21 protein-coding genes are annotated in these 21,879 nt (G+C 62.8%); 8 read left to right on the top strand and 13 right to left on the bottom strand.

The window, feature by feature from the left end; all coding sequences use genetic code 11:
* Window positions 1–42: 42 nt before the first annotated feature.
* The 3 genes from RN346_RS00185 to gmk form a co-directional block, all read right to left on the bottom strand.
* Window positions 43–2,175 carry a bifunctional (p)ppGpp synthetase/guanosine-3',5'-bis(diphosphate) 3'-pyrophosphohydrolase gene (locus RN346_RS00185; protein WP_263585628.1) on the bottom strand — a complete coding sequence of 711 codons (2,133 nt, stop codon included), beginning with the start codon at window positions 2,173–2,175 and terminating at the stop codon, window positions 43–45.
* 25 nt (window positions 2,176–2,200) lie between these two features.
* Window positions 2,201–2,458, bottom strand: coding sequence for a DNA-directed RNA polymerase subunit omega (gene rpoZ / locus RN346_RS00180; protein ID WP_252107983.1), 258 nt, complete (start codon window positions 2,456–2,458; stop codon window positions 2,201–2,203).
* Window positions 2,459–2,546: 88 nt separating this feature from the next.
* Window positions 2,547–3,179: a guanylate kinase gene (gmk, locus tag RN346_RS00175; RefSeq protein ID WP_263585629.1), complete on the bottom strand. Its 633-nt coding sequence runs from the start codon at window positions 3,177–3,179 to the stop codon at window positions 2,547–2,549.
* 156 nt (window positions 3,180–3,335) lie between these two features.
* Between gmk and RN346_RS00170 the strand changes: the two genes are divergently transcribed.
* The gene (locus RN346_RS00170) at window positions 3,336–4,031 is read left to right on the top strand and encodes an extensin family protein (RefSeq protein WP_311959179.1); all 696 of its coding nucleotides are present in this window, start codon (window positions 3,336–3,338) and stop codon (window positions 4,029–4,031) included.
* A gap of 4 nt (window positions 4,032–4,035) precedes the next feature.
* Here RN346_RS00170 and RN346_RS00165 read toward each other — a convergent pair whose 3' ends face one another.
* Both RN346_RS00165 and RN346_RS00160 read right to left on the bottom strand, forming a co-directional pair.
* Window positions 4,036–4,287: a hypothetical protein gene (locus RN346_RS00165; protein WP_263585631.1), complete on the bottom strand. Its 252-nt coding sequence runs from the start codon at window positions 4,285–4,287 to the stop codon at window positions 4,036–4,038.
* Between the two features lie 82 nt (window positions 4,288–4,369).
* Window positions 4,370–5,578 (bottom strand): MFS transporter, encoded by a 1,209-nt coding sequence (locus RN346_RS00160; protein ID WP_263585632.1) that lies wholly within the window; start codon window positions 5,576–5,578, stop codon window positions 4,370–4,372.
* A 168-nt stretch (window positions 5,579–5,746) separates the two neighbouring features.
* Here RN346_RS00160 and RN346_RS00155 point away from each other — a divergent pair, with 168 nt between their 5' ends.
* The gene (locus RN346_RS00155; protein WP_311961783.1) at window positions 5,747–6,358 is read left to right on the top strand and encodes a DNA-3-methyladenine glycosylase 2 family protein; all 612 of its coding nucleotides are present in this window, start codon (window positions 5,747–5,749) and stop codon (window positions 6,356–6,358) included.
* Window positions 6,359–6,368: 10 nt separating this feature from the next.
* Here the strand turns inward: RN346_RS00155 and RN346_RS00150 are convergent, their stop codons facing one another.
* Together RN346_RS00150 and RN346_RS00145 are read right to left on the bottom strand one after the other, a co-directional pair.
* The gene (locus RN346_RS00150) at window positions 6,369–7,244 is read right to left on the bottom strand and encodes a pirin family protein (protein WP_311961782.1); all 876 of its coding nucleotides are present in this window, start codon (window positions 7,242–7,244) and stop codon (window positions 6,369–6,371) included.
* A 130-nt stretch (window positions 7,245–7,374) separates the two neighbouring features.
* Window positions 7,375–8,415 carry a zinc-dependent alcohol dehydrogenase family protein gene (locus RN346_RS00145; protein ID WP_311961781.1) on the bottom strand — a complete coding sequence of 347 codons (1,041 nt, stop codon included), beginning with the start codon at window positions 8,413–8,415 and terminating at the stop codon, window positions 7,375–7,377.
* 137 nt (window positions 8,416–8,552) lie between these two features.
* Between RN346_RS00145 and RN346_RS00140 the strand changes: the two genes are divergently transcribed.
* Complete coding sequence (locus RN346_RS00140; RefSeq protein WP_311959168.1) at window positions 8,553–9,032, top strand: Lrp/AsnC family transcriptional regulator; 480 nt, start codon at window positions 8,553–8,555, stop codon at window positions 9,030–9,032.
* 278 nt (window positions 9,033–9,310) lie between these two features.
* Here the strand turns inward: RN346_RS00140 and RN346_RS00135 are convergent, their stop codons facing one another.
* Complete coding sequence (locus RN346_RS00135; protein WP_311961780.1) at window positions 9,311–11,407, bottom strand: EAL domain-containing protein; 2,097 nt, start codon at window positions 11,405–11,407, stop codon at window positions 9,311–9,313.
* A 134-nt stretch (window positions 11,408–11,541) separates the two neighbouring features.
* On the bottom strand, window positions 11,542–12,420 hold the full coding sequence (locus tag RN346_RS00130) for a YicC/YloC family endoribonuclease (RefSeq protein ID WP_311961779.1): 879 nt from the start codon (window positions 12,418–12,420) through the stop codon (window positions 11,542–11,544).
* 126 nt (window positions 12,421–12,546) lie between these two features.
* On the opposite strand from RN346_RS00130, the gene rph reads away from it, so the two are divergent.
* Window positions 12,547–13,284: a ribonuclease PH gene (gene rph, locus RN346_RS00125; protein WP_263585639.1), complete on the top strand. Its 738-nt coding sequence runs from the start codon at window positions 12,547–12,549 to the stop codon at window positions 13,282–13,284.
* A 109-nt stretch (window positions 13,285–13,393) separates the two neighbouring features.
* Here the strand turns inward: rph and RN346_RS00120 are convergent, their stop codons facing one another.
* A complete protein-coding gene (locus RN346_RS00120; protein ID WP_263585640.1) occupies window positions 13,394–14,161 on the bottom strand; it encodes an exodeoxyribonuclease III in 768 nt (255 codons plus the stop codon).
* A gap of 134 nt (window positions 14,162–14,295) precedes the next feature.
* Between RN346_RS00120 and pyrE the strand changes: the two genes are divergently transcribed.
* The gene (gene pyrE / locus RN346_RS00115; protein WP_311961778.1) at window positions 14,296–14,964 is read left to right on the top strand and encodes an orotate phosphoribosyltransferase; all 669 of its coding nucleotides are present in this window, start codon (window positions 14,296–14,298) and stop codon (window positions 14,962–14,964) included.
* Here the strand turns inward: pyrE and RN346_RS00110 are convergent.
* Window positions 14,961–15,428, bottom strand: coding sequence for a tRNA (cytidine(34)-2'-O)-methyltransferase (locus RN346_RS00110; RefSeq protein WP_311961777.1), 468 nt, complete (start codon window positions 15,426–15,428; stop codon window positions 14,961–14,963). The genes pyrE and RN346_RS00110 overlap by 4 nt on opposite strands.
* Window positions 15,429–15,669: 241 nt before the next feature.
* Here RN346_RS00110 and rep point away from each other — a divergent pair, with 241 nt between their 5' ends.
* Window positions 15,670–17,736 (top strand): DNA helicase Rep, encoded by a 2,067-nt coding sequence (rep, locus tag RN346_RS00105; RefSeq protein ID WP_311961776.1) that lies wholly within the window; start codon window positions 15,670–15,672, stop codon window positions 17,734–17,736.
* An 85-nt stretch (window positions 17,737–17,821) separates the two neighbouring features.
* Here rep and RN346_RS00100 read toward each other — a convergent pair whose 3' ends face one another.
* Complete coding sequence (locus RN346_RS00100) at window positions 17,822–18,490, bottom strand: cytochrome c5 family protein (protein WP_263585644.1); 669 nt, start codon at window positions 18,488–18,490, stop codon at window positions 17,822–17,824.
* Between the two features lie 312 nt (window positions 18,491–18,802).
* On the bottom strand, window positions 18,803–19,723 hold the full coding sequence (locus RN346_RS00095; protein ID WP_311961775.1) for a GNAT family N-acetyltransferase: 921 nt from the start codon (window positions 19,721–19,723) through the stop codon (window positions 18,803–18,805).
* Between the two features lie 70 nt (window positions 19,724–19,793).
* Between RN346_RS00095 and RN346_RS00090 the strand changes: the two genes are divergently transcribed.
* Both RN346_RS00090 and RN346_RS00085 read left to right on the top strand, forming a co-directional pair.
* Window positions 19,794–20,471: a response regulator transcription factor gene (locus RN346_RS00090; RefSeq protein ID WP_263585646.1), complete on the top strand. Its 678-nt coding sequence runs from the start codon at window positions 19,794–19,796 to the stop codon at window positions 20,469–20,471.
* Window positions 20,468–21,877: an ATP-binding protein gene (locus RN346_RS00085; RefSeq protein ID WP_263585647.1), complete on the top strand. Its 1,410-nt coding sequence runs from the start codon at window positions 20,468–20,470 to the stop codon at window positions 21,875–21,877. The genes RN346_RS00090 and RN346_RS00085 overlap by 4 nt, the downstream gene beginning before the upstream one ends.
* The last annotated feature ends 2 nt before the right edge of the window (window positions 21,878–21,879 follow it).

Genomic DNA, 21,879 nt, shown 5'->3' with positions numbered 1-21,879 from the left:
GCGCGCCCCGGGGCTACCAGGGGCGGCTTACTTAGGGAAGGCTTAGTTGGCCGTTCGAGTTATTTTGCTGACGCTTGGCAGGTTGCGAATGCGTTTCATGATACGCGCGAGGTGCACACGGCCCTTGACCGAGAGGGTCAGGTTCACCGTCGAGAGTTTGGCGTCGCGCTCCTCGATGCCGATCCGCTCGATATTGGCATCGGCGTCGGTGACCAGGCCCGCGAGCTCGGCCACCAGCCCCCGGCGGCTTTCGATCTCGATACGCAGCGCCACCGGGAAGTCCTCGTCGATATTCTCCGACCACTGCAGTGTGAAGAGCTTTTCCGGGTCGCTTTTCAAATCCACCAGGTTTCGGCACTCGTCGCGGTGCACGACGATGCCCTTGCCCACCGACAAATGCCCCACGACCGCATCACCGGGTAGCGGGTGGCAGCAGCGGGCAAAACTCAACACCATGCCTTCGCTGCCGCTGATCACCACCGCGTTATCGCTGTTCTCCAGCCGGTTGATCTCGCGATTCTCGCCCTGGGCGGTATCCGCCAGCCGCCGGGCCGCCACGTAAGCCATGCGATTACCCAGCCCCACCGACTCGAGCAGGGTGTCCAGCGAGGAGACGTCGAGCTCCTTGAGCGCCTTGGTGAAAACCCGCTCGTCGAGCTCCTCGAGGCTCGTCTCATATGAGGCCAGCGCCTTGTTGAGCAGCCGCCGTCCGAGCATGATCGCCTCGGACTGCTGCTGATGCTTCAGGGCGTGGCGAATCGCCGAGCGCGCCTTGGCGGTGGTGACGAAATTGAGCCACGAAAGATTGGGCCGCGCGCCGGGGGCGGTGATGATCTCGAGCGTCTGGCCGCTTTCCAGTCGCGTGGAGAGCGGCGCCAGGTGGCGATCGATCCGGCAGGCGATACAGTTGTTGCCGATATCGGTGTGCACGCTGTAGGCGAAGTCGATCACCGTGGCGCCCTGGGGCAGCTCCATGATGTCGCCCTTGGGCGTGAACACGTAGATGTCGTCGGGGAACAGGTCATTCTTGACGTGCTCGATGAACTCCAGCGAGTCGCCGGCGTGGCGCTGCATCTCGAGTAAGCCCTTGACCCAGGCCCGTGCCCGGGCGTGGCTGCCCTCGGCGATCGGATGCTCGGTCTGGCCGGCCTTGTAGAGCCAGTGAGCGGCGATGCCGTTGTTGGCCATCGCTTCCATCTCGCGGGTGCGAATCTGCACCTCGATCGGCATGCCGCGCTGACCAAAGAGCGTGGTGTGCAGGCTCTGGTAGCCGTTCGCCTTGGGAATGGCGATGTAATCCTTGAAGCGCCCGGGCACCGGCTTGAAGAGGTTGTGCACCACGCCGAGTATCCGGTAGCAGCTCGCCACATCGTCGGTGATGATGCGAAAGCCGAACACGTCCATGATCTCGGCAAAGGGCTTTCGCTGGTCGCGCATCTTCTTGTAGATGGAGAGCAAATGCTTTTGCCGACCGATCACCGTGCCCTTGAGTTCTTCGTCGTCCAGGCTTTGTTGCAGCGACGACTGAATCTGGCGCATCGCGCTTCGCCGGTTACCGCGGGCGCTGGCCACCGCGCGCTTGATCCGCTCGGCGCGCATCGGGTGGATCGCCTGAAACGAAAGATCCTCGAGCTCGATGCGGATGGTGTTGATCCCGAGCCGCCCGGCCACGCGGGCGTAGATCTCCAGCGTCTCGCGGGCGATGCGCCGCTTCTTGTCCGGCCGCAGCGCCCCCAGCGTGCGCATGTTGTGCAGCCGATCGGCGAGCTTGACGATGATGACGCGAATGTCCCGCGACATCGCCAGCACCATCTTCTGAAAGTTCTCCGCCTGAGCGACTGCTTTGTCCTCGAAGGTGATTTGGGTCAGCTTCGAGACGCCGTCGACCAGCTCTGCCACCGGCTGACCGAACTGTTCGCCCAAGGCCTTTTTGGACACGCCGGTATCCTCGATCACATCGTGCAGCATGGCCGCCATCAGGCTTTGATGGTCCATGTGCATGTTGGCGAGGATGTTGGCGACGGCGAGCGGGTGGGTGACGTAGGGCTCGCCGGAGCGGCGCCGCTGGCCATCGTGGGCCTGTTCGGCGTAGTAGAAGGCGCGTTTGACCTGCTGGATCTCGTCCGAGGGTAGATAGCCGCCGAGTCGGTCGGCCAGGTCATCGATGGTGAACATGGAACGCGCCCCTTCGGTTCCGGACTTAGTCGTCGATCTGGATGCTGGGCGCGGCCGGACGCTGGCGCACCGGCGCCTCGACCGGCTCGTCGAGCACCGTGTGATCGACCAAGCCTGCGGCGATTTCACGCAGCGCCATGACCGTGGGCTTGTCGTTCTCCCAGGCAAGCTGCGCATCGCGGGAGCCGCGGGCGAGCTGGCGGGCCCGCTGGGTAGAGATCATCACCAGCTTGAAGCGGTTTTCTACGTTTTCGAGACAATCTTCGACGGTTACGCGCGCCATGGGAGCTTTCCTTTAAAAAACGACGCCGGGCCGGCAGGGCGTGAAACGACCGCCGACTCGGCAAAAATGGGTCACTGGACCCGATAGATTACTCGACCGCCGGCGCCTGTGACAAGAGCGCCTTGAGCAGCGAGGCGTGGCGATGCTGCATGGCAGCACGTGTAAGCCGCTGGCTGGTGATCAGCGCCTGCAGCTCGCCAAGCGCGGTGGTGAAATCGTCGTTGATCACCAGGTAATCATACTCGTCGTAATGGGTCATCTCATTGACCGCATCACGCATGCGCCGCGCGATCACCGCGTGCTCGTCGGTACCGCGATTTGACAGGCGCCGCTCAAGCTCGGCCCGTGACGGCGGCAGGATGAAGATCGATACCGCATCACTCATCTGCTCGCGCACCTGCTGGGCGCCCTGCCAGTCGATTTCGAGAATCACGTCCTGACCGGCGGCGAGCAGCTCCTGCACGGCGTGGCGCGAGGTGCCATAATAGTTATCGAACACGCGGGCGTATTCGAAAAAATCGCCGCGTTGGATCATGGCTTCAAACGTCGCGACCGGGCAGAAATGGTAGTTCACTCCGTCCACTTCGCCTTCGCGCCGGCCGCGCGTGGTGTGCGATACCGATACCTGAAGACCGTCCAGGCTCTCGATCAGCTCGCGAACCAGGCTGGTTTTTCCCGCGCCCGACGGCGCCGACACGATAAACAGCGTACCCTGGGACATGAAACGCTCCCCTCAAAAACAGTCGTTGACCCTGGCGTCGCCACGCTTACCGCTCGCAGGTGGCGCTAAAGCCGGGCAGTATCGCATACCTGCCGCGCGGGCTGTAGTAAAAGCCTGGGCGCGCTCAATAAGCGTTAGTCACCCAAGGAGAGTGGCATGCGAGGAACGGTTTTCATTCTGGCGCTGATAGCCCTGGGCGTGGCGCTGCAAAAAGGCATCATCGAGATTCCCCGTCAATGGGCGCCCTGGGCCCCGCTGCATATCGACGACCCGATCACGCCGGTCACCAAACTCAAGCTCAAGCGCCTGGAAGGCGACCGTCAAGGGTGTCTGGCCGCGCTCGACACCGTACCCGCAAGCGAGCTCGACTACACGCCGGTGGCAGACTACTCGCCGACGGCGAGCTGCCCGCTTTCCAACATCGTGCGCATCAATTCGAGCAGCGTACGCTTCAACCGAAGCTTCGTCGCCTCCTGCCCCATGGCGTTGGCTTGGGTCATGTTCGAGCGCCACGAACTTCAGCCCGCCGCCGTCGAGCTTATGAGTAGCCGCGTCAGCCAGGTGGATCACGTGGGAAGTTTTGCCTGTCGCAACGTTTACGGAAGATCAACGGGAAGGCGAAGCGAGCACGCTACCGCGGAAGCGTTGGATGTCACGGGGTTTCGGTTCGAAAACGGCCAGCGCATTACGCTGATCAGCAACTGGGACGACGAGGGGGCGGTAGGAGCGTTCTTTAGAGCGGCGCGGGATGGCGCCTGCAAGAGCTTTGGGAACGTGCTGGGACCAAACTATAACGCCGCGCATGCCGACCACTTTCACATGGGCATGCGCGGCTACGGGCTGTGTCGTTAGACGATTACTCGAGGTTGATGTCGTCTTCGTCGGTCAGCGCGCCCGCCGCGGCACCTGCGCCGGCACCGAGGATCGCGCCGCCACCGATGCTGCCGCCGGTGGCCGCCGCGGTACCCGCGCCTACCGCGGCGCCCACACCCGCGCCGCTGGTGGCACGCTCACCGGTGGTGGAACCACAGCCAGCCAGGCCAATCGTCAGTGCCGCAATGGCGGAAAGCGTCACGATGCGCGAGGTTTTCAAAATCGGGGTATGCATGAGTCATCTCCTTATGGGGTGCACTTATACAACCTAGAAAGGTTTGCGCAACTTTGCCAGCCTTGTTTGCGCAAACGCCGATTTAACTCATGTTATTACTGAGCGAGGGTGCCGGATACGTGCGTTTTTCCAGCCACCGCCCAAAAACGAAGATCGCAAGCCCACATAGCGCAAGCCCGGTACCCACGAAGCCCGTGCTCGACGGCGTGAAGCCGGCGCTGATGGCAAGCCCGGCAAGCCAGGCGCCCAGGGCGTTGGCGCCGTTGAACGCCGCGTGATTGAGCGAGGCCGCCATGGTCTGCGCATCTTCGGCCACGTCCATCAGGCGCGTTTGCAGCGACGGCGCCAGCGCCATGCTGGTGCCCACCAGGCCGACGAACAGAAGTCCGGTCCAGACGCTGTTGGCGGCAAAGTAGTAGAGCCCCTGAATCACCGCACACCAGATCAAAATGCGCGGGATCGCGCGCATCAGGTTCTTGTCCGCCATGCGCCCGCCCACCAGGTTGCCGATGATCGAACCGATACCGAAGATCACCAGCACCAGCGGGCCGAGCGCCTCGCTCATGCCGGCCTGGCGGGTCAGCGTGGGCATCACGTAACTGAAGATGGAGAACATGCCGCCGCAGCCGATGCAGGCGATGGCCACGGTCACCAGCACGCGCTGCTTCAGGAGCGCCGAGAGCTCTTTCACGGGGCTTGCCGCCGAATCGACCGGCTGTACCGGCACGAACAGGCGGATCAGCAGCGCCGTGATGACGGCAATGACGCCTACGCCGGTAAACGCGATCTGCCAGCCGAACTGATTGCCCGCCCAGGTGCCCAGCGGCGCGCCGAGCAAAATCGCTACGGTCAGCCCCATCATGACCCGCGACACCGCCCGCGCCCGCTGATCCACCGGCACCGCCCCCGCCGCGACCAGCGCGGCCACGCCAAAGTAGGCGCCGTGAGGCAGCCCTGCCAGAAAACGCAAGCCCACGAAGGACCAGAACTCCGGCGCCATGGCACTGGCGATGTTGCCAACGGCAAACACGAGCATCAGCAGAATCAATAACAGGCGCCGCGGCATGCGCGCCGCCAGCGCCGAGATGATCGGTGCCCCCACGACCACGCCCAGGGCGTAGCTGCTAATGGCGTAGCCCACCTGGGGCACGGTGACCGCCAGATCCCCCGCCACCCGGTTCATCAACCCCATGATGACGAACTCGCTGGTGCCGATCCCGAAACCGCCCAGCGCTAACGCAAACTCGGCCAGCCGCGGATTACGCGCCCAACCGGTGGAAGACTCCTGCACACTTGACTCCTCGGGCCTCTGCCCGCTTATCGATTCACAATGGCGCGAATGATCGCAGTATTAGACGAAAGTAGAAACACGTGCGGCCAAAAAGACGGGCGCCAACGCCCTCGTTGACGTTTAGGACGGATACACTCAAGAACGATACCGCCCATTCAGCGAGTTTTTATGACACCCGAGACCATTCCCCAGGCCATGGCCGCCCTTGCCAAGGTTGATGCCGATATCGCCCGCGCCCTACCCCAGGTCGGCGCCCCCGCCGCCCGGGCGCGCGAGCGCGGCTTTGCCACCTTCTTCTCGACCATCGTCAGCCAGCAGCTCTCCGTCGAGGCGGCGCGCTCGATCATGAATCGGGTCAACACTCTGCTGCCGGCGCTTCATGCCCAAGCGGTGATGGACGTGGAGGGCCAGGTACTGCGCGATGCAGGGCTCTCCTGGCGCAAGGTCGAGTATGCCAGGGGGCTGGCCGAGGCGGAGCTCGCCGGCACTTTCAGCGCCGATGGGCTCGAGCAGTTGAGCGATGAAGAGGTCATCAGCGCCATCACCGCCCTCAGAGGTTTTGGGCGCTGGAGCGCCGAGATTTATCTGATGTTCTCGCTCGGGCGAACGGACGTGTTCCCGGCGGACGATTTGGCCCTGCGCGTGGCGCTGGGGCGGCTAAAAAGAATGGACGACAAGCCCACGCCCAAACAGGCGCGCCAAATGGTCGAACACTGGGCGCCCTGGCGCAGCGTAGGCTCGCTTTTTCTGTGGCACTACTACCGCGGCGAGCCGCTTTAACCACGCATTCTCAGGCGTTCAAGCCCCCGAACTTACCCGCCTGGTAATCCTCGACCGCTTGAATGATCTCCTCGCGGGTGGTCATGACGAAGGGGCCGTGAGAGTAGACCGGCTCGTCGATCACATCGCCGTGGCCGAAGATCAGCCGCGCATCGCTCGATGCCTCGAGTTCGACATGGCCGCCCTCACGATCAAACTCGATCAGGTGTTGGGCCTTTACCGGCTCGCCGCCCACGCTCACATCGCCATCCACCACGTAGAGAAACACCTGCCGCGTTGGGGCGACGGGCAGCGTCTCGCGGCTGCCGGCGGCAAGCGTGAGCGTGGACATGAACACGCCAGTCAACGTATCGATGGGGCCCTGAAGGCTCTCCCACTGTCCGGCGATCAGGTTCAGCTCGACGCCGCCGGCAAGGGGAATTCGGGGAATATCGCCCTGCTGCAGGCCGACGTAGTGCGGCGCGCTCATCTTGAGCTTCGAGGGCAGGTTGATCCAGAGCTGCAGAATCTCCAGCGGCCCGCCGTCGCGCTTGAACTCCGGCGGCGACACTTCCGCGTGGACGATACCGCTGCCGGCGGTCATCCACTGCACGCCGCCGGCGTGTATCACGCTCTGATGGTCGGTGCTGTCGGCGTGGGCCAGCGAGCCTTCGAGAATGAACGTCACCGTCTCGAAGCCGCGGTGCGGGTGCGGGCCAAACGGCAGACCCTGGTTGTTCGCTGGATACGTCTGCGGGCCGTGGTGATTTAAAAACAGAAACGGGTCGAGCTGATCGAGCCCGGGCCCCGGTAGCGGCCGCCGGGTGGTGAGATCACCGATATCGTCGCGGTGAGCCGCGTGCTGGCGGATGACGCGGCGCGGGGTTTCAACGTTCGACGCGGACATGTATCGCTCCTTTATCCAGAATGCGCCCAGTGTAAAACCCGGCGCCACGGTTGAGGAGCGAATAATCTGCTTGGGTTGGTTGAAGTAAATCGAGTGGACGCTCCGGGCCGTCGCAGCCCGGCTTCACTGGCTAGAACTCGGTGACGACCGTCACCCCGGCGCCTTCGAACGTATCCATAGTCACCAGCGCATCGATCGACGCCTCCAGGCTGATGCGCCGGCCGATCAGCCGCTCAGGGGCCAGCTTGCCGGACTCGATCATCGCCAGCATGTCGCCGTAGCGGTGGGCCTGCATGCCGTGGCTGCCAAGGATTTCCAGCTCGTTGGCGATGATCTGACTCATGGGCACTGCGGGCGTGCTGTGATCGGCAAGCATTAGCCCCACCTGAACGTGGCGGCCGCGCTTTCTCAGATTGCTGATCGAGTTGAAGCAGGTACTTGGGTGGCCCAGCGCATCCAGCGAGACGTGAGCGCCGCCTTGGGTGATCTCGCGCACCGCTTCGACCACGTTGGCCACTTCGGCCGCGTTGACGGTCGCCACCGCGCCCAGCTGGCGAGCCAGCTTCAGTGCTTTCTCCGAGATATCCACCGCGACCACGTTGGCGCCCAAGGCATTGGCGATCATCACCGCCGAGAGCCCGACACCGCCGCAGCCGTGCACCGCCACCCACTGGCCCGCCGCGGCGCGCCCCTGGCCCACCACCGCGCGAAACGAGGTCACGAAACGACACCCCAGGCTCGCCGCCGTGGCGAAATCGAGACGTTCCGGCAGCGCCACCAGGTTTACGTCGGCGTAGTGAATGCTCACGTACTCGGCAAAGGAGCCCCAGTGGGTAAAGCCCGGCTGGAACTGATGATCGCACACCTGATGGTTACCCGAATGGCACTCCAGGCAGGCACCGCAGCCGCCCACGAACGGTACCGTTACCCGATCGCCGACGCGCCAGCGGGTCACATCCTTGCCCACCGCTTCCACGATGCCCGCAAGCTCATGACCCGGAACGTGAGGCAGCACGACATCCGGGTCGTGCCCCATCCAGGCGTGCCAGTCGCTGCGGCATACGCCGTTGGCCATCACCTTCACCACCACGCCGTGGGGTTCGGGCGTCGGGTCAGGTACCTGCTGGATGGCCGGCGGAGCGGAAAAGTTTTCGAAAACAACGGCTTTCATGGAGTACTCCAACGCAGTCATGGGGCGTTTTACTATAACCAGCCGCGCTTGAAATTACTTTTCTGTTGGCTGGACGACAAGACTAATAATGAAGCACTCTTTCATTTGGTTCGGCTAATTTGAAAGAGATAACCATCATGAGCCAAATAGACAAAGTGGATGCCAAAATTATCGGCCACCTGCAGGCCGACGGCCGCCTCTCCAATGCCAAACTGGCCGAGCGGCTTTCCATCAGCGAAGCGACCTGCTGGCGGCGCCATAAACGCCTGGAGGAGAGCGGCGTCATCGAGGGCTATCAAGCTAACTTGAACCGCCGCGCCATCGGCGGCAGCGTACTCGCGTTCGTACAGATCACCTGCACCCAGCACGATGAGGCCGCCACCGCCGAGTTCGAGCGTTTGATACAACAAAGCTCGCGGGTGCTGGCCTGTCACAACACCACCGGCGAAGCGGACTTCCTGCTGCAGGTCGTCGCCCGCGACCTGGACGATTACAGCCACTTCGTCGAGCGGGTACTGCGCCAACTGCCTGGCGTTTCGAGCATCCGCTCGAATCTGTCGCTGCGGGAAGTGAAGGTAACGAACCAATTGCCGGTGGAAGAATTGGTGGGTGATTAGTCAGCGGATGGCAAGGCTTTCTTCACGCGCATTTAAACTTCCCATCGGCGCTTAAAGACTGCCTGGAAATCCTCTTCTACCTCGTCAAAAAGAAGAGTCAGGAGAAGCGGCTCACGCACGCCATGGTCGAATAACGCGGAATAAGAGAAGACGAACTCGAGCTTGGGTTTTCTATCATTCAGAAAGCGAAAAACCTAGATGAAGCTCACCAAGGTTTAGACGCCAACCGGGCACTCCCAGTCCATTTGTGGCTCATTTTGAGCCCTCTGTATCTTGAATCAATTTTCGTTATTCGTTCTATCAATCATTGAAGCGTGGTGCCCCCAAAACCGCTTCAACTCTTCCCCTTCCAGCGCTTCGCTGAACAAAAAACCCTGGTACTCATGAGTGTGAAGTTGGCGTATCAGTGACAGCTGCTGCTCGCTTTCCACACCTTCGGCCACGACCTGCAAGTCCAGGCTTTGCGCCAGCGCAATGACAGCCTTGACGATAGCGGCGTCCTGCACGTCGGTAACGACGTGGGACATGAACGAGCGGTCGATCTTCAAGCGATCGATGGGGAGGCGGCGCAGAAGCGCCAGGTTCGAGTAGCCGGTACCGAAGTCGTCGACTGAAAGCGTCACACCCATCCCGCGCAGTTCGACTAGCGTAGTGAACGCGACCTCCGGGTTGAGCACCAGCGCGCTTTCGGTAAGCTCGAGTTCCAGATGAGAGGGTTCCAAACCGGTCTGTTCGAGCACCTCCTTGACCATATCGATGAAGTAGCGGTTATTGAGCTGGATCGCCGAAATGTTGACCGAGACGAACAGCGGCTGCGCCATCTCTTCCTGCCAGTCAAAGGCATAGGTGCAGGCGGTGCGCAGCACCCACTCACCGATCGGCAGGATCAGGCCCGTGTCCTCGGCCACCGGGATGATCTCGCTGGGCTCGACCGTACCCAGTTCCTCATCCTCCCAGCGAAGCAGCGCCTCTACCCCGGTAATGCGGCCGTTATCGACATCCACCCTGGGCTGGTAGGCCAGGCGCAAACCGTCGTTGTCGATCGCCAGACGCAGGCGCCGCTCGAGGACGGCGCGGCGTTTTTCGTGGGAGGTCATGTCCAGCTCGAAGAACTGGAAGTTGTTGCGCCCCATACGCTTGGCGGCATACATGGCCGCGTCGGCGTGAATCATCAGCGAGTGCTTGTCGCTGCCGTCCTCGGGATGAAGGCTGATCCCGATACTGGTCGAGACCTTGACCAGGCTCGCGCCAATTTGAAACGGGTTTGCCAGCGTGCTCACCAGCCGTTTGGCCAACTCGGCGGCGTCTTCGCGCGTGGAGTGTTCGCCCAGCAGTACGATGAATTCGTCGCCGCCGACCCTGGCGACCGTATCGGTCTCGCGAATCGTGGTTCTCAGGCGAATCGCGGCCTGACGAATGAGCTGGTCGCCGACGTGGTGGCCCAGCGTATCGTTGACCTGCTTGAAGCGATCCAGATCGACGAAAAACAGCGCGAAAGGCGCCTGCTGGCCCAGCTGCTCTTCCAGACGCTCCTCGAGCAGCAGCCGATTGGGCAGCTGGGTGAGCGCGTCGCGGTAGATCATCTGCTTGAGCTCGGCGTTGGCCTCCTGAAGCGAGGCGGCCAGCTGCGCGTTGCGCGACGACATATGCGCGTCGAACAGCGAGATCATCAGCGCCGCCAGCATGATGCAGGTGGAGACCAGCGCTACGCTAATGGCCAGCTGGCCGGTAGAGATGCCGACATTGGCAGAGGGCACGAACCCTTGTGGATAGACCGCCGCCGCCATGCCGGTATAGTGCATTCCGGAAATCCCTACGGCCATGACCAGCGCCGCAATCAGGCGCTGCCAAAGCGGCGCGCGGCGCGTACCGGTCGGGTTGAGCCGAAAGGCGAGCCAGAGCGCCACGCCAGAGGCGGAGACCGCAATCGCTACCGAGGTCAGAAAAAGCGCTGGCGCGTAGCGCATGGTGCCTTCGATATGCATCGCCGCCATGCCGACGTAGTGCATCAAACACACGCCGCCGCCCATGATCAGCGCACCGATGGACAGTCGCGATAGCGATAGCCGGCCGGACTGCACGATAAACAGCGCCAGCGCCGAGGACGCGATCGCTGCCGCCAGCGAGAGTAACGTCAGAAAAATGCCGTAGTCGACGCGGGCGCCCATCTCCATGGCCAGCATGCCAACGAAATGCATCGCCCAGATACCGGTGCCCATGGCAAAGGCGCCGCCGGCCAGCCATAAATGGCGCACGACCCCGCGGCTTGCCCGAACGCGGCCGGCAAGGTCCAGCGCGGTGAACGACGCGATGCTGGCCACGCCGAAAGAGAGCAGGACCAACGCCAGATTGTAGGACGTGTGATGATCGTGCATGGCGCGTTTTTACCAGAGCCGCGAGGAAAGAGTGACTGATTTTAAATCAAGTTAATCCACTTGCTCTGGGTTATCAAACGGCTATCCAGCCAACACTTCATTCTTTCGGCTGACCTCATCTCATACCGATCGGTCTACTCGATATTCTGAATCTGCTCACGCATCTGCTCGATCAGCACCTTCAATTCCACCGCACATCGTGTGGTGTCGGCGACCACCGATTTCGACGAGAGCGTGTTGGCTTCGCGGTTGAGCTCCTGCATCAGAAAGTCGAGCCGGCGTCCCTGGGGGCCCTTTTGGGTGAGCTGGCGGCGCACCTCATCGACGTGGGTGTCGAGGCGGTCGAGCTCTTCATCGACGTCCGCCTTTTGCGCCACTATGACCAGCTCCGCTTCCAGCCGCTGGGGGTCAAGCTCGGTGCGGGCGGCTTCCAGCCGCTCGAGCAGTAGCGCGCGCTGGCGCTCGAGAATTTGTGGAAGAAAGCCGCGTACCTGATTGACCTGTTCGCTGACCGCGTCGAGCCGTGACGCGATCATCTCGCCGAGCTTGTCGCCTTCACGGGCGCGGGCGGCGATCAGATCCAACAGTGCCTGGTCGAACAGCGCGAGTGCCCGCGCCTTGATCAAATCCTGATCGAGATGACGGGTTTGCAGGACGCCGGGGTAATTCAACAACTCGAGTGTGGTGGGCGCGCGGGCGTCGGGGATCCGGGCGTTGATCGTCGCCAACGCATTGGCGATTTCTGCCAGTTGCGCCTCGTCGACACTGGGCGCCTGGGCCTCCTCGGCGCTTTCGAAGCGCAGAGTGCACTCTACCTTGCCGCGGGCCAGGCGCTGCCTGAGCGCTTCGCGCAGGGCGGGCTCGAGATCGCGCAGCGCCTCCGGCAGGCGAAAATGCAGGTCCAGGTAGCGCTGGTTCACGGAGCGGATTTCGATCTGCAGGGTGCCGATGGCGCTGGCTTCTTCGGCCCGGGAAAACGCGGTCATGCTGTGTACGCGGTGAGTAGCGGCCATTGAGGTCATCCTTGTGAGAGCGCATTTGCGCCAGTCTACCTGAGGTGGGCGGGTTTAGGCGGTCAGGACGTGTACAATGGGCGCCTTTTATGAATTCTGCGCGCTCACGCGCAATTGAGAGGTGCCATGCGTCCCGATGTTGTTCGCCCCAGCGGCCGCGAGGCCGACCAGCTGCGCGATATTCGCCTGACCCGTGACTATACCCGCCACGCCGAGGGCTCGGTGCTGGTGGAGTTCGGCGATACCAAAGTGCTGTGTAACGCAAGCGTCGAGGCGGGCGTGCCGCGCTGGCTGCGCGGCAAGCACCAGGGCTGGGTCACCGCCGAGTACGGCATGCTGCCCCGCGCCACCCACACGCGAGGCGGCCGTGAAGCCAGCCGCGGCAAGCAGGGCGGACGCACGCTCGAGATCCAGCGGCTGATCGGGCGCAGCCTGCGCGCGGCGGTGGATCTCAAGAAGCTCGGCGAGTTCACCATCACCGTGGATTGCGACGTGATCCAGGCCGACGGCGGCACCCGCACCGCAGCGATCACCGGCGGCTGCGTGGCGCTGGTGGATGCGATCCGTTTTCTTCAGCGCGAGAAAAAGATCAAGGGCGACCCGTTCAAACAGCTGGTGAGCGCGATTTCGGTGGGCATCTTCAAGGGGTCGGCGGTGCTGGATCTGGACTACCCGGAAGACAGCAAGGCCGACACCGATCTGAACGTGGTGATGACCGAAAGCGGTGAGCTGATCGAGGTGCAGGGCACCGCCGAGACCAAAGCCTTCAGCCGCCACGAACTCAACGCCATGCTGGATCTGGCCGAGAAGGCCGGCGCCGAGCTGCTCGAGCATCAGCGCGAGGCACTGGGCATTCGCGGCTGATCGGCTGCGCCCATGTAGAAACGTCAACGTGTAGAAACGCCAAAGGCCAGCATGATGCTGGCCTTTTTGCGAACGGCTCGCTAAAGGCGACGCGGGAAGCCGTCTTCGCTTAAAGCGCGAGATCGTACTCGACGATCAGCGGCGCGTACTCGGAGAAGGTGGCGTCATAGTCGATCCAGGCGTCGACCACGTGGCGGCGAAAGTTCGGGCCGACCAGCTGGTAATCGATGCGCCAACCTTCCTGGCGGTCGCGAGGAACGTCCTGGTCGAGCTTCGGCCACCAGGTGTATTCGCCGGCGTCGCGGTTGATTTCGCGGAAGGTGTCGATGAAGCCGGTCGGGCCGAGCACCTGGTCCATCCAGGCGCGCTCTTCCGGGCGAAAGCCAGAGGTGAGCTGGTTATCGGACCAGTTGGCCAGATCGACGGTCTTGTGGGCGATGTGCCAGGTCCCGCAGATGATGTACTCGCGGCGCTTGCGCGACATCTTGGTCAGGTACTCCTGGTACTGCTCCATGAAGGCGTGCTTGGCCTTTTGGTCCGAGCCGTCGGGCATCAAAAACGTGGCGATGCTGAAGCGGTCATAGTCCGCCTGCAAAAAGCGCCCTTCGTGGTCGCACTGGGGAAAGCCCAGCCCGTACATGATCGCCTTGGGAATCTTGCGACAATAAAGGCCCACGCCGGAGAAGCCGTCCTCCTCGGCATCGAGAAAATAGCCTTCGAAGCCTTCCGGATAGAGGATATGGTCGCCCAGTTCGAAGCTCTTGGCCTTGAGATTCTGCACGCAGACCACGTCGACATCCTGCTGAGCCAGCCAGTCCAGGAAGCCTCGGTCGACGGCATCGCGTATACCATTGACATTAATGCTGGCAATTTTCATAAATCGTCCCTTTTGCGTCGCTGCGGTATGATACCCGACGTTTCGACGTTTGGGTAAATAGGCAGCCTCAATCAGGCGTGTTACCTGATCAAATCGGTTACTTTCACTCACTTTCGACTCAAGAGACGATCATTGTGACTTCGACTCTCAAAACCTATCAGCGCGACTTCATCGCCTTCGCCATCGAACAGGGCGTACTCAAATTCGGCGAGTTCACGCTCAAGTCCGGGCGTGTCAGCCCCTATTTCTTCAACGCCGGTCTTTTTCAAACCGGGCGCGCCTTGGCCAAACTCGGCCGCTTCTACGCCCAGGCGATCATGGACAGCGACCTTCGCGCCGATGTGCTCTTCGGCCCGGCCTACAAGGGCATTCCCCTGGCCGCCGTGACCGCCGCGGCGCTTGCCGACCATCACGACCGGGACATGCCCTACGCCTTTAATCGCAAGGAAGCGAAGGCCCACGGCGAGGGCGGCAACATCGTCGGCGCACCGCTTGCCGGCGACATTCTGATCATCGACGATGTGATCACCGCCGGTACCGCCATTCGCGAGGTCATGACGCTGATCGAGGCTCAAAGCGCCCGCGCCGCCGGCGTCATCATCGCGCTGGATCGCCAGGAGCGCGGCCAGGGCGAGAAGAGCGCGCTGCAGGAAGTCACCGCCGACTACGGCATGCCCGTCGTTAGTATCGTCACGCTCGAGCAGGTACTTGAATATCTCGAAGAGCATGCCGGCGGCGAGATGCTCGCTTACGCCGAGGCGGTGCGCGCCTACCGCGACCGCTACGGCGTCACCGCCGCCTAACCGCCGGCGCCCTGGTAGCCCTGCTGGCGCCAGGCTTCGTAACTCACCACCGCGACGGCGTTGGAGAGATTGAGACTGCGGTTGTTGGGCTGCATGGGGATCCGAAGCTTTTGGGCATCGTCGATCGCGGCGTGGGCATCCGCTGAGAGCCCGCCGGTTTCCGAGCCGAACAGCAGCACGTCCCCCGGGGCGAAGGCGGCCTCGCTGTGCGCCTTGACGCCTTTCGTGGTGATCGCCCAGATCCGGCGGCCGGCCATCGCCTCGACAAAGGCGGCGAAATTGGCGTGGCGCGTCACGTTGGCCAGGTCCCGATAGTCGAGCCCCGCGCGGCGAAGCTTCTTCTCCTCGAGATCGAAGCCCAACGGCTCGATCAAATGCAGCCGACAGCCGTTATTGGCCACCAGGCGCATGATGTTGCCCGTATTGGGCGCCATGCGCGGCTCGAACAGCGCTACTTCAAACATGCCTCTTCCTTTGCGTGCTGCGCCGGCCGGTAGATCAACGGCCGGGGCAGGCTCAACGCGGAAAGCAAAGGCGTGGCGCCTTTAGCGGTCGCGTATTATACAAGCTCTTATAGAACTTTGGTCTAATGCTATAAAAGATTTTTTAGACGCTACCGGCCACTTTTATTCACCGGTTTCGCCTTCGTCTTGCCGGCCTGTATGATACGGCCAAAGCGTCCCGCTTTCCTCTCAGGTAGTGATCATGTCCTCTATTCTCAGCCGCATCAAAGGCCTCAACCCGCGACAGCAAGAGGCGGTTCGATATATCGACGGCCCCTGCCTGGTACTGGCCGGCGCAGGCTCGGGCAAGACCAGCGTGATCACCACCAAGATCGCCTATCTCGTGCAGGAGTGCGGCATGAGCGCGCGGCGAATCGCCGCGGTCACCTTCACCAACAAGGCCGCCCGCGAGATGAAAGAGCGGGTCGGCCAGATGCTCAAGGGTAAGGAGGGCCACGGACTGACCGTCTCCACCTTCCACACCCTGGGGCTCAACATCATTCGTGGCGAACTGAAAACGTTGGGCTACAAGCCGGGCTTTTCGCTGTTTGACCCGGAAGACGCCAAGGCGCTCTTGCGCGATCTGATGAACAAGGACGCCCAGGTCGATGCCGAGCAGATCAACGCGGTGCAGGCGAAGATCTCCACCTGGAAAAACGATCTGGTGCTGCCAAGCCAGGCGCTATCCCACGCCGAAGACGAGGACGAGCAGTTCGCCGCGCGGGTGTATGAAGCCTACATGCGCCATTTGAAAGCCTACAACGCGGTGGATTTCGACGACCTGATTCTGCTGCCGGTAGTGCTTTTGCAAAACGACGCAGAGGCGCTGGCGCGCTGGCGGCGCAAGATCCACTACATGCTGGTGGACGAGTATCAGGACACCAACGTCTCGCAGTATCTTTTAGTGAAGCTTTTGATGGACGAGCGCGCCACCTTCACCGTGGTCGGCGACGACGACCAGTCGATCTACGCCTGGCGCGGCGCGCGCCCGGAAAATCTGGTGACGCTGGGCGAGGATTTTCCGCGGCTCAACGTCATCAAGCTCGAGCAGAACTATCGCTCCACCGGTACCATCCTGCGCGCGGCGAACACGCTGATTGCCAATAACCCCCACGTCTACGACAAGACGCTCTGGTCGGAGATGGGCGACGGCGCGCCGATCCGCGTGGTAGTCAACCGCCACGAGGAGGCCGAGGCGGAGCGGGTGGCGAGCGAAATGCTCACCCGGCGCATCAAGGAGAAAGCGGAGTGGCGCGACTTCGCGGTACTCTACCGGGGCAATTTTCAGGCCAGGCTTTTGGAGCTCAAGCTCCAGCACTACCAGATTCCCTACAAGCTCTCCGGCGGCACCTCGTTTTTCTCGCGCAACGAGATCAAGGACGCCATGGCCTACCTGCGCCTTCTAATCAACCCGGCGGACGACAACGCCTTCTTGCGCATCGTCAACGTGCCGCGCCGCGAGATCGGCCCCGGTACGCTCGAAAAGCTCGCCAACTACGCCAACGACCAGGCCTCCGGCCGCGCCATTTCGCTGTTCAACGCCTGCCGCGAACTGGGGCTGGAACAGGTGCTGCCGACCCGGGCGGTGGAGCGTCTGGGGCGCTTTACCCACTTCATCGAAGGGGTCAGAAAGCGCATGGACCAGGGCGATGCCATCGCCGCCATTCGCGACATGCTGCGCGACATGGATTACGAAGCCTGGCTCTACCAGAATGCCAGCGCCCCGACCATCGCCGAACGGCGCATGGCCAACGTGTGGATTTTGATCGATCAGCTCGAGAAGTCGCTCAATCGCGACCCGGAAGAGGAGGGCGACTCGACGGCAACAGAAACCGACGGCGTCGAAGCCGCGATTTCGCGGCTGGTGCTGCGCGATATTCTCGAGCAGCAGGCCGAGGAGGACGACTCCGACCGCGTGCAGCTACTCACCATGCACGCTTCCAAGGGCCTCGAGTTTCCCCACGTCTACTTGATGGGGCTCGAAGAGGATCTGCTACCCCACCGTAACGCCATCGAGGTCGGGACCGTCGAGGAAGAACGCCGCCTGGCCTATGTGGGCATCACCCGGGCCCGGCGCACGCTGACCATGACGCTCGCCCGCCAGCGCAAGGCGTACGGCGAACTGATGGACTGCCAGCCGAGCCGCTTTCTCGACGAGCTGCCCGCCGACGACCTCGAATGGGAAGGCCGCGCCGACAAGGAAGACCCGGACAAGAAGCAGGCGCGCGGCAAGGACGCGATCGCCGGGCTGCGCTCGCTGCTGGGCTAGATACGCGCACGATAAAGTCGGGTGAATATCGAGTTATCCACAGCCGGACCGAGCCGATCGGCTGTGGATGATTTGAATGGGCGCGTTAGCGGACGCGCTCGATCATGTAGTCCACCATCGCCTTGAGCTCGTCGTCGCTGGCGGTGCTCGCGCCCCGGGGTGGCATCACGCCCTTGCCCAGGATCACACTTTGATAGAGCGTCTCACGCCCCTGCGCCAGCCGCTCCCGCCAGGCGCTTGCGTCACCCAGTTTCGGCGAGCGGGCGATACCGGTGGCGTGGCAGGTGGCGCAGCGCGCGCGAACGTAAAGCGCCTCGCCGTCGAGACGGCGGTGATCGACGCTTGAGCCTTCGCTTTCGGTGTCAGACTCGGCATCGTCAGCAACCGGTAGCGGCGTCTCGCCCTCGACACTCTCATCAAACGCCTCGCTCTTTTCAGCCGGCGTCGCCATGACCGGCTCGATCAGATAGTGCGTGGCCGCACGTATCTCGTCGTCGGTCAGGTTGGGATTGCCGCCGCGGGGCGGCATGGCGCCGATGCCGTCGATGGCGTGCTGCACCAGCGTCTCGACGTCCTGCTCCAGGCGCGCCGTCCAGTGATCGCTTTCGCCGCGGATCGGCGCGCCGGCCACGCCGGTTTGGTGACACGCCATGCAGAGCCGGTCATAGACCGCCTCGCCCTCTCCGGTCTCACCGGCCACGGCGACGCTTGATAAAACGCCGAACACTACTGCCGCTACGCGCCTGACGCTCACCGTGGACTCCTTGTATGACACATCGCCCCGACCGGCCGAAAGCCACGTCGGGGCGTGAAGAAAAAGGGGGAAACGATCGCGAGCGCTAGTGCGTCGCGACCGATGGCTGGCTCGAACGTCAAGCCCACGCCGACACCGTCAGAAGATGAGCTTGAACACGCCCGTTAGCGTCAACAAACCGACGAGGAAGATAAATACGATAATACCGAGAATGATTTTCACCAGCGTTCCTCCATGAATTGAACAGTCGTCCTTGTGCGAACGCCCTCAGTATAGAGTAAAAAGGCGTTTTTCAACGACCGTTTGCCGCGATTACGAAGGCTGACGCCACGCATAAAGCCATTGCTCGCTTTCACGCTCGAACCCGGCATCGAGGTAAAGCCTGACGGCCGGGGCGTTCTGCGCATCGACGGTTAGACAAAGCTCACGGGCGCCAGCCTGAAACGCCAGCCGCATCGCCCGCTCTAAAAGCGCCCGGCCAAGCCCTCGACCGCGTAAGCCCGGCAATAACCCCATCAGCTGAAGCTCCCAGCGCGCGGGGCCTTGCGGCGCCAGCAGCAGCACACCCGCCGTTTCGCCATCGTGAAGAATGCGATACCAGTGCCTGGGGGCATCGGGAGCCCCGGCGTAAAATCCCGACAGTAGCGTTCGTATCGGCAGCGCCTCGAGCAGCGCCGGACAGTCGAGCGAGCCGTCGCTGACGCCTTGTAACAAGCCAAGCTGCTGTTCGCGGTTAAGCGCGTCGAATGGAGCTACCTCGAGTGTTTCCGGTGTTGTTTCTGGCATTGCTGGCAGCGTTGAAAGCGTGACGTTCAAGTGCCAAAGCGTAGCCAAGCGCTCCATGGCGCTTTCTACAAGCACCGGCTCCCAGTGTCTGTCACCTGCCGCAAGCGCCACGTGGCAAAGTGCGACTCCCTGCTCGTCGACCGACTGACGGGCATCTCTCAAAAGCGCGCCCACACACGCGTGCTGAACACCGGGTAGCCAGAGCCGGGCGATGGCCCCCTCCATGGGCTCGATCCATAGCGCCGTCTCGATGTGAGCGCCTCGTTTGACGACGCGAAGCCCCTGCCAATCGCTTTTCGGTGCACGCTTCATCCGCTGTAACGCGCGCTGCAGGTCGGCCTGACAGGACGGGTCTGTCACCGCACCGAGCTTCAAGAGCGCTTCGCGGCGCTGCTTGAAAGGGCACGCGCCCACGCAATAGTGGTCGAACGCTTCGTGACATGGCATGTTAGCTTCTCCGACGTAACGCGACGGATTCGTCCGGTCCCGCTGTGAATGAAAGGAGTCCTGCACTGCTATGCGTATACTGCTGGTCGAAGACGATCCCAGTCTAGCGTCGGGAATTCGCCTGGCCTTGAAGCCCGAACACTACACCGTGGATCATCTTGGCGATGGCGCCGCGGCGTTGAACGTCCTGAAAAACGAAATTTTTGATGCGGTTATTCTGGACCTGGGCCTGCCGCGCCTGGATGGCATGGCGGTGCTGGAAGGCGCACGCCGTCTCAACGTACAGGTGCCCGTGCTGATCCTCACCGCCCGCGACGGTGTCGACAGCCGCATTGCCGGGCTCGACGCCGGTGCCGACGACTACCTGACCAAACCCTTCGAGGTCGAGGAGCTCAAGGCGCGCCTGCGGGCGCTTTTACGCCGAAGCCAGGGTCAGGTAAGCTCCAGGCTTTGCTGCCGCGGTATCGAGCTCGACCCGGAGTCGCTCAGCGTCACCTACCAGGGCCAGGAGATCGCGCTGTCGCGCCGCGAGTTTACCCTGCTGCAGGAGTTCATGAGCCATCCGGGGCGCGTGTTCACCCGTGACGCGCTCGCTCAGCTGCTTTACGGCTGGGAGGAGGATGTCGAGAGTAACGCCATCGAGGTGCACGTTCATCATCTTCGCCGCAAGCTCTTCAGCGACGCGGTGCGCACCGTGCGCGGCATCGGCTACGTGATGGACAAGGCCACCGCAGAGCCTGCGCCGTGACATCGCTTCGCCAGCGCACTCTCGGCCTGACCCTGCTGGTGTTTGGTCTTAGCGTGCTGGTCATCGGCTATATCAGCTATCGCTACGCCGCCCAGGAGATCGAGGAGCTTTACGACGCGAGCCTTTCGCAAAACGCGCGGCTGCTCGAAGGATTTTTGCGCGCGCCGCTGCCCGAGGCCGACCGCGACGTGCTGCTGGAGAGCCTCGCCCGGGCGCTCTCCGAGGCAGAAGGCGCATCGGAGCGCGCCGACAGTCCTCTCTACGAAAGCCACCGCTACGAAAGCCCGCTGGTGTTCCAGCTCTGGGAAGGTGATTCGCTGCTGCTGCGTTCGACGGCGGCCCCAACCGCGGCGCTCAACCGGCAGCCGCCGGGCTACTCCTCGCTCGAGGTAGAGAACCAGGCATGGCGCGTCTACACGCTGAGCGTGCCGGAGACCGACCGCCGGGTGGTCGTGGGCGAGCGTGAGGACGTGCGCGACGAGCTGATCGCCCGGGTGGCACTTCGCACCCTGATGCCGGATCTGTTGGGTCTGCCGCTTTTGACGGCGCTTTTGTGGTGGTCGATCGGCTGGGGGCTGTCGCCGCTGTCGCGCATGGCCGAACAGATCCGAAACCGCGACCCTAATAATCTGAAACCGCTCTCGCGGGAGCCACTGCCGCTCGAGCTTGCCACCATCGCCGGCGCGCTCGACCGGCTGCTCGAACGAGTGGGTCGATTAAGAGCGCGCGAAAAGCGCTTCATCGCCGATGCTACCCACGAGCTTCGAACGCCGCTGGCCGTGCTCGACCTTCACGCCCAGAACGCGCTGGCCGCCGATAACGCCGAGGATCGCGGGACCTCGTTGACGCTCCTGCGCGATGGCGTAGCGCGCGCCACCCGGCTGGTGGGCCAGCTTTTGACGCTTGCACGGCTCGACCCGGACGTGGATGCGCCGCCGGCGGCCAGGCGTATCGACGTCGCTTTTGAAACTCGCGAAACGCTGGCGAAGCTCTCGCCGCTGGCCGCCAAAAGCGGCCATCAGCTGTTAATGAATGCCGACCCGCACGCAAGCTGGCGCATGGATGAGGAGCCCGGCGCCATCGAAACGCTGATCCAGAACCTGGTCGGCAACGCGCTGCAGCACGCCCCACCCCAGACCACCGTGACCGTCACCCTAAAGGCCGATGCAAAAACCGTCACCGTTCTCGTCGACGACCAGGGCCCGGGCATTATCGAGAGCGAGCGCCTGCGCGCCCTGGAGCGTTTTCAGCGCGCGGGGCCAGGTGCCGGGGCAGGTCTGGGGCTTTCGATCGTCGGGCGGCTGGTCACGCGCCACTCGGGTGAACTGAGTCTCGAGGACGCCCCCGACGGCGGGCTTCGCGTGCGCGCAGTGCTTGCACGTCACGCGGCGGCTACACCGTCATAGCG

It is taken from the genome of Halomonas sp. PAMB 3232 (genome assembly GCF_031954225.1).
GTDB lineage: Bacteria > Pseudomonadota > Gammaproteobacteria > Pseudomonadales > Halomonadaceae > Vreelandella.
Note: the sequence above shows the minus strand (reverse complement) of the source record. Positions and strands in the feature narration are given on the sequence as shown.

Bases quoted from the DNA above. Each gene is read 5' to 3' on its own strand.
- RN346_RS00185 (WP_263585628.1), bottom strand. From the start codon at position 2,175: ATGTTCACCATCGATGACCTGGCCGACCGACTCGGCGGCTATCTACCC.
- rpoZ (WP_252107983.1), bottom strand. From the start codon at position 2,458: ATGGCGCGCGTAACCGTCGAAGATTGTCTCGAAAACGTAGAAAACCGC.
- gmk (WP_263585629.1), bottom strand. From the start codon at position 3,179: ATGTCCCAGGGTACGCTGTTTATCGTGTCGGCGCCGTCGGGCGCGGGA.
- RN346_RS00170 (WP_311959179.1), top strand. From the start codon at position 3,336: ATGCGAGGAACGGTTTTCATTCTGGCGCTGATAGCCCTGGGCGTGGCG.
- RN346_RS00165 (WP_263585631.1), bottom strand. From the start codon at position 4,287: ATGCATACCCCGATTTTGAAAACCTCGCGCATCGTGACGCTTTCCGCC.
- RN346_RS00155 (WP_311961783.1), top strand. From the start codon at position 5,747: ATGACACCCGAGACCATTCCCCAGGCCATGGCCGCCCTTGCCAAGGTT.
- RN346_RS00150 (WP_311961782.1), bottom strand. From the start codon at position 7,244: ATGTCCGCGTCGAACGTTGAAACCCCGCGCCGCGTCATCCGCCAGCAC.
- RN346_RS00145 (WP_311961781.1), bottom strand. From the start codon at position 8,415: ATGAAAGCCGTTGTTTTCGAAAACTTTTCCGCTCCGCCGGCCATCCAG.
- RN346_RS00140 (WP_311959168.1), top strand. From the start codon at position 8,553: ATGAGCCAAATAGACAAAGTGGATGCCAAAATTATCGGCCACCTGCAG.
- RN346_RS00135 (WP_311961780.1), bottom strand. From the start codon at position 11,407: ATGCACGATCATCACACGTCCTACAATCTGGCGTTGGTCCTGCTCTCT.
- RN346_RS00130 (WP_311961779.1), bottom strand. From the start codon at position 12,420: ATGGCCGCTACTCACCGCGTACACAGCATGACCGCGTTTTCCCGGGCC.
- rph (WP_263585639.1), top strand. From the start codon at position 12,547: ATGCGTCCCGATGTTGTTCGCCCCAGCGGCCGCGAGGCCGACCAGCTG.
- RN346_RS00120 (WP_263585640.1), bottom strand. From the start codon at position 14,161: ATGAAAATTGCCAGCATTAATGTCAATGGTATACGCGATGCCGTCGAC.
- RN346_RS00110 (WP_311961777.1), bottom strand. From the start codon at position 15,428: ATGTTTGAAGTAGCGCTGTTCGAGCCGCGCATGGCGCCCAATACGGGC.
- rep (WP_311961776.1), top strand. From the start codon at position 15,670: ATGTCCTCTATTCTCAGCCGCATCAAAGGCCTCAACCCGCGACAGCAA.
- RN346_RS00095 (WP_311961775.1), bottom strand. From the start codon at position 19,723: ATGCCATGTCACGAAGCGTTCGACCACTATTGCGTGGGCGCGTGCCCT.
- RN346_RS00090 (WP_263585646.1), top strand. From the start codon at position 19,794: ATGCGTATACTGCTGGTCGAAGACGATCCCAGTCTAGCGTCGGGAATT.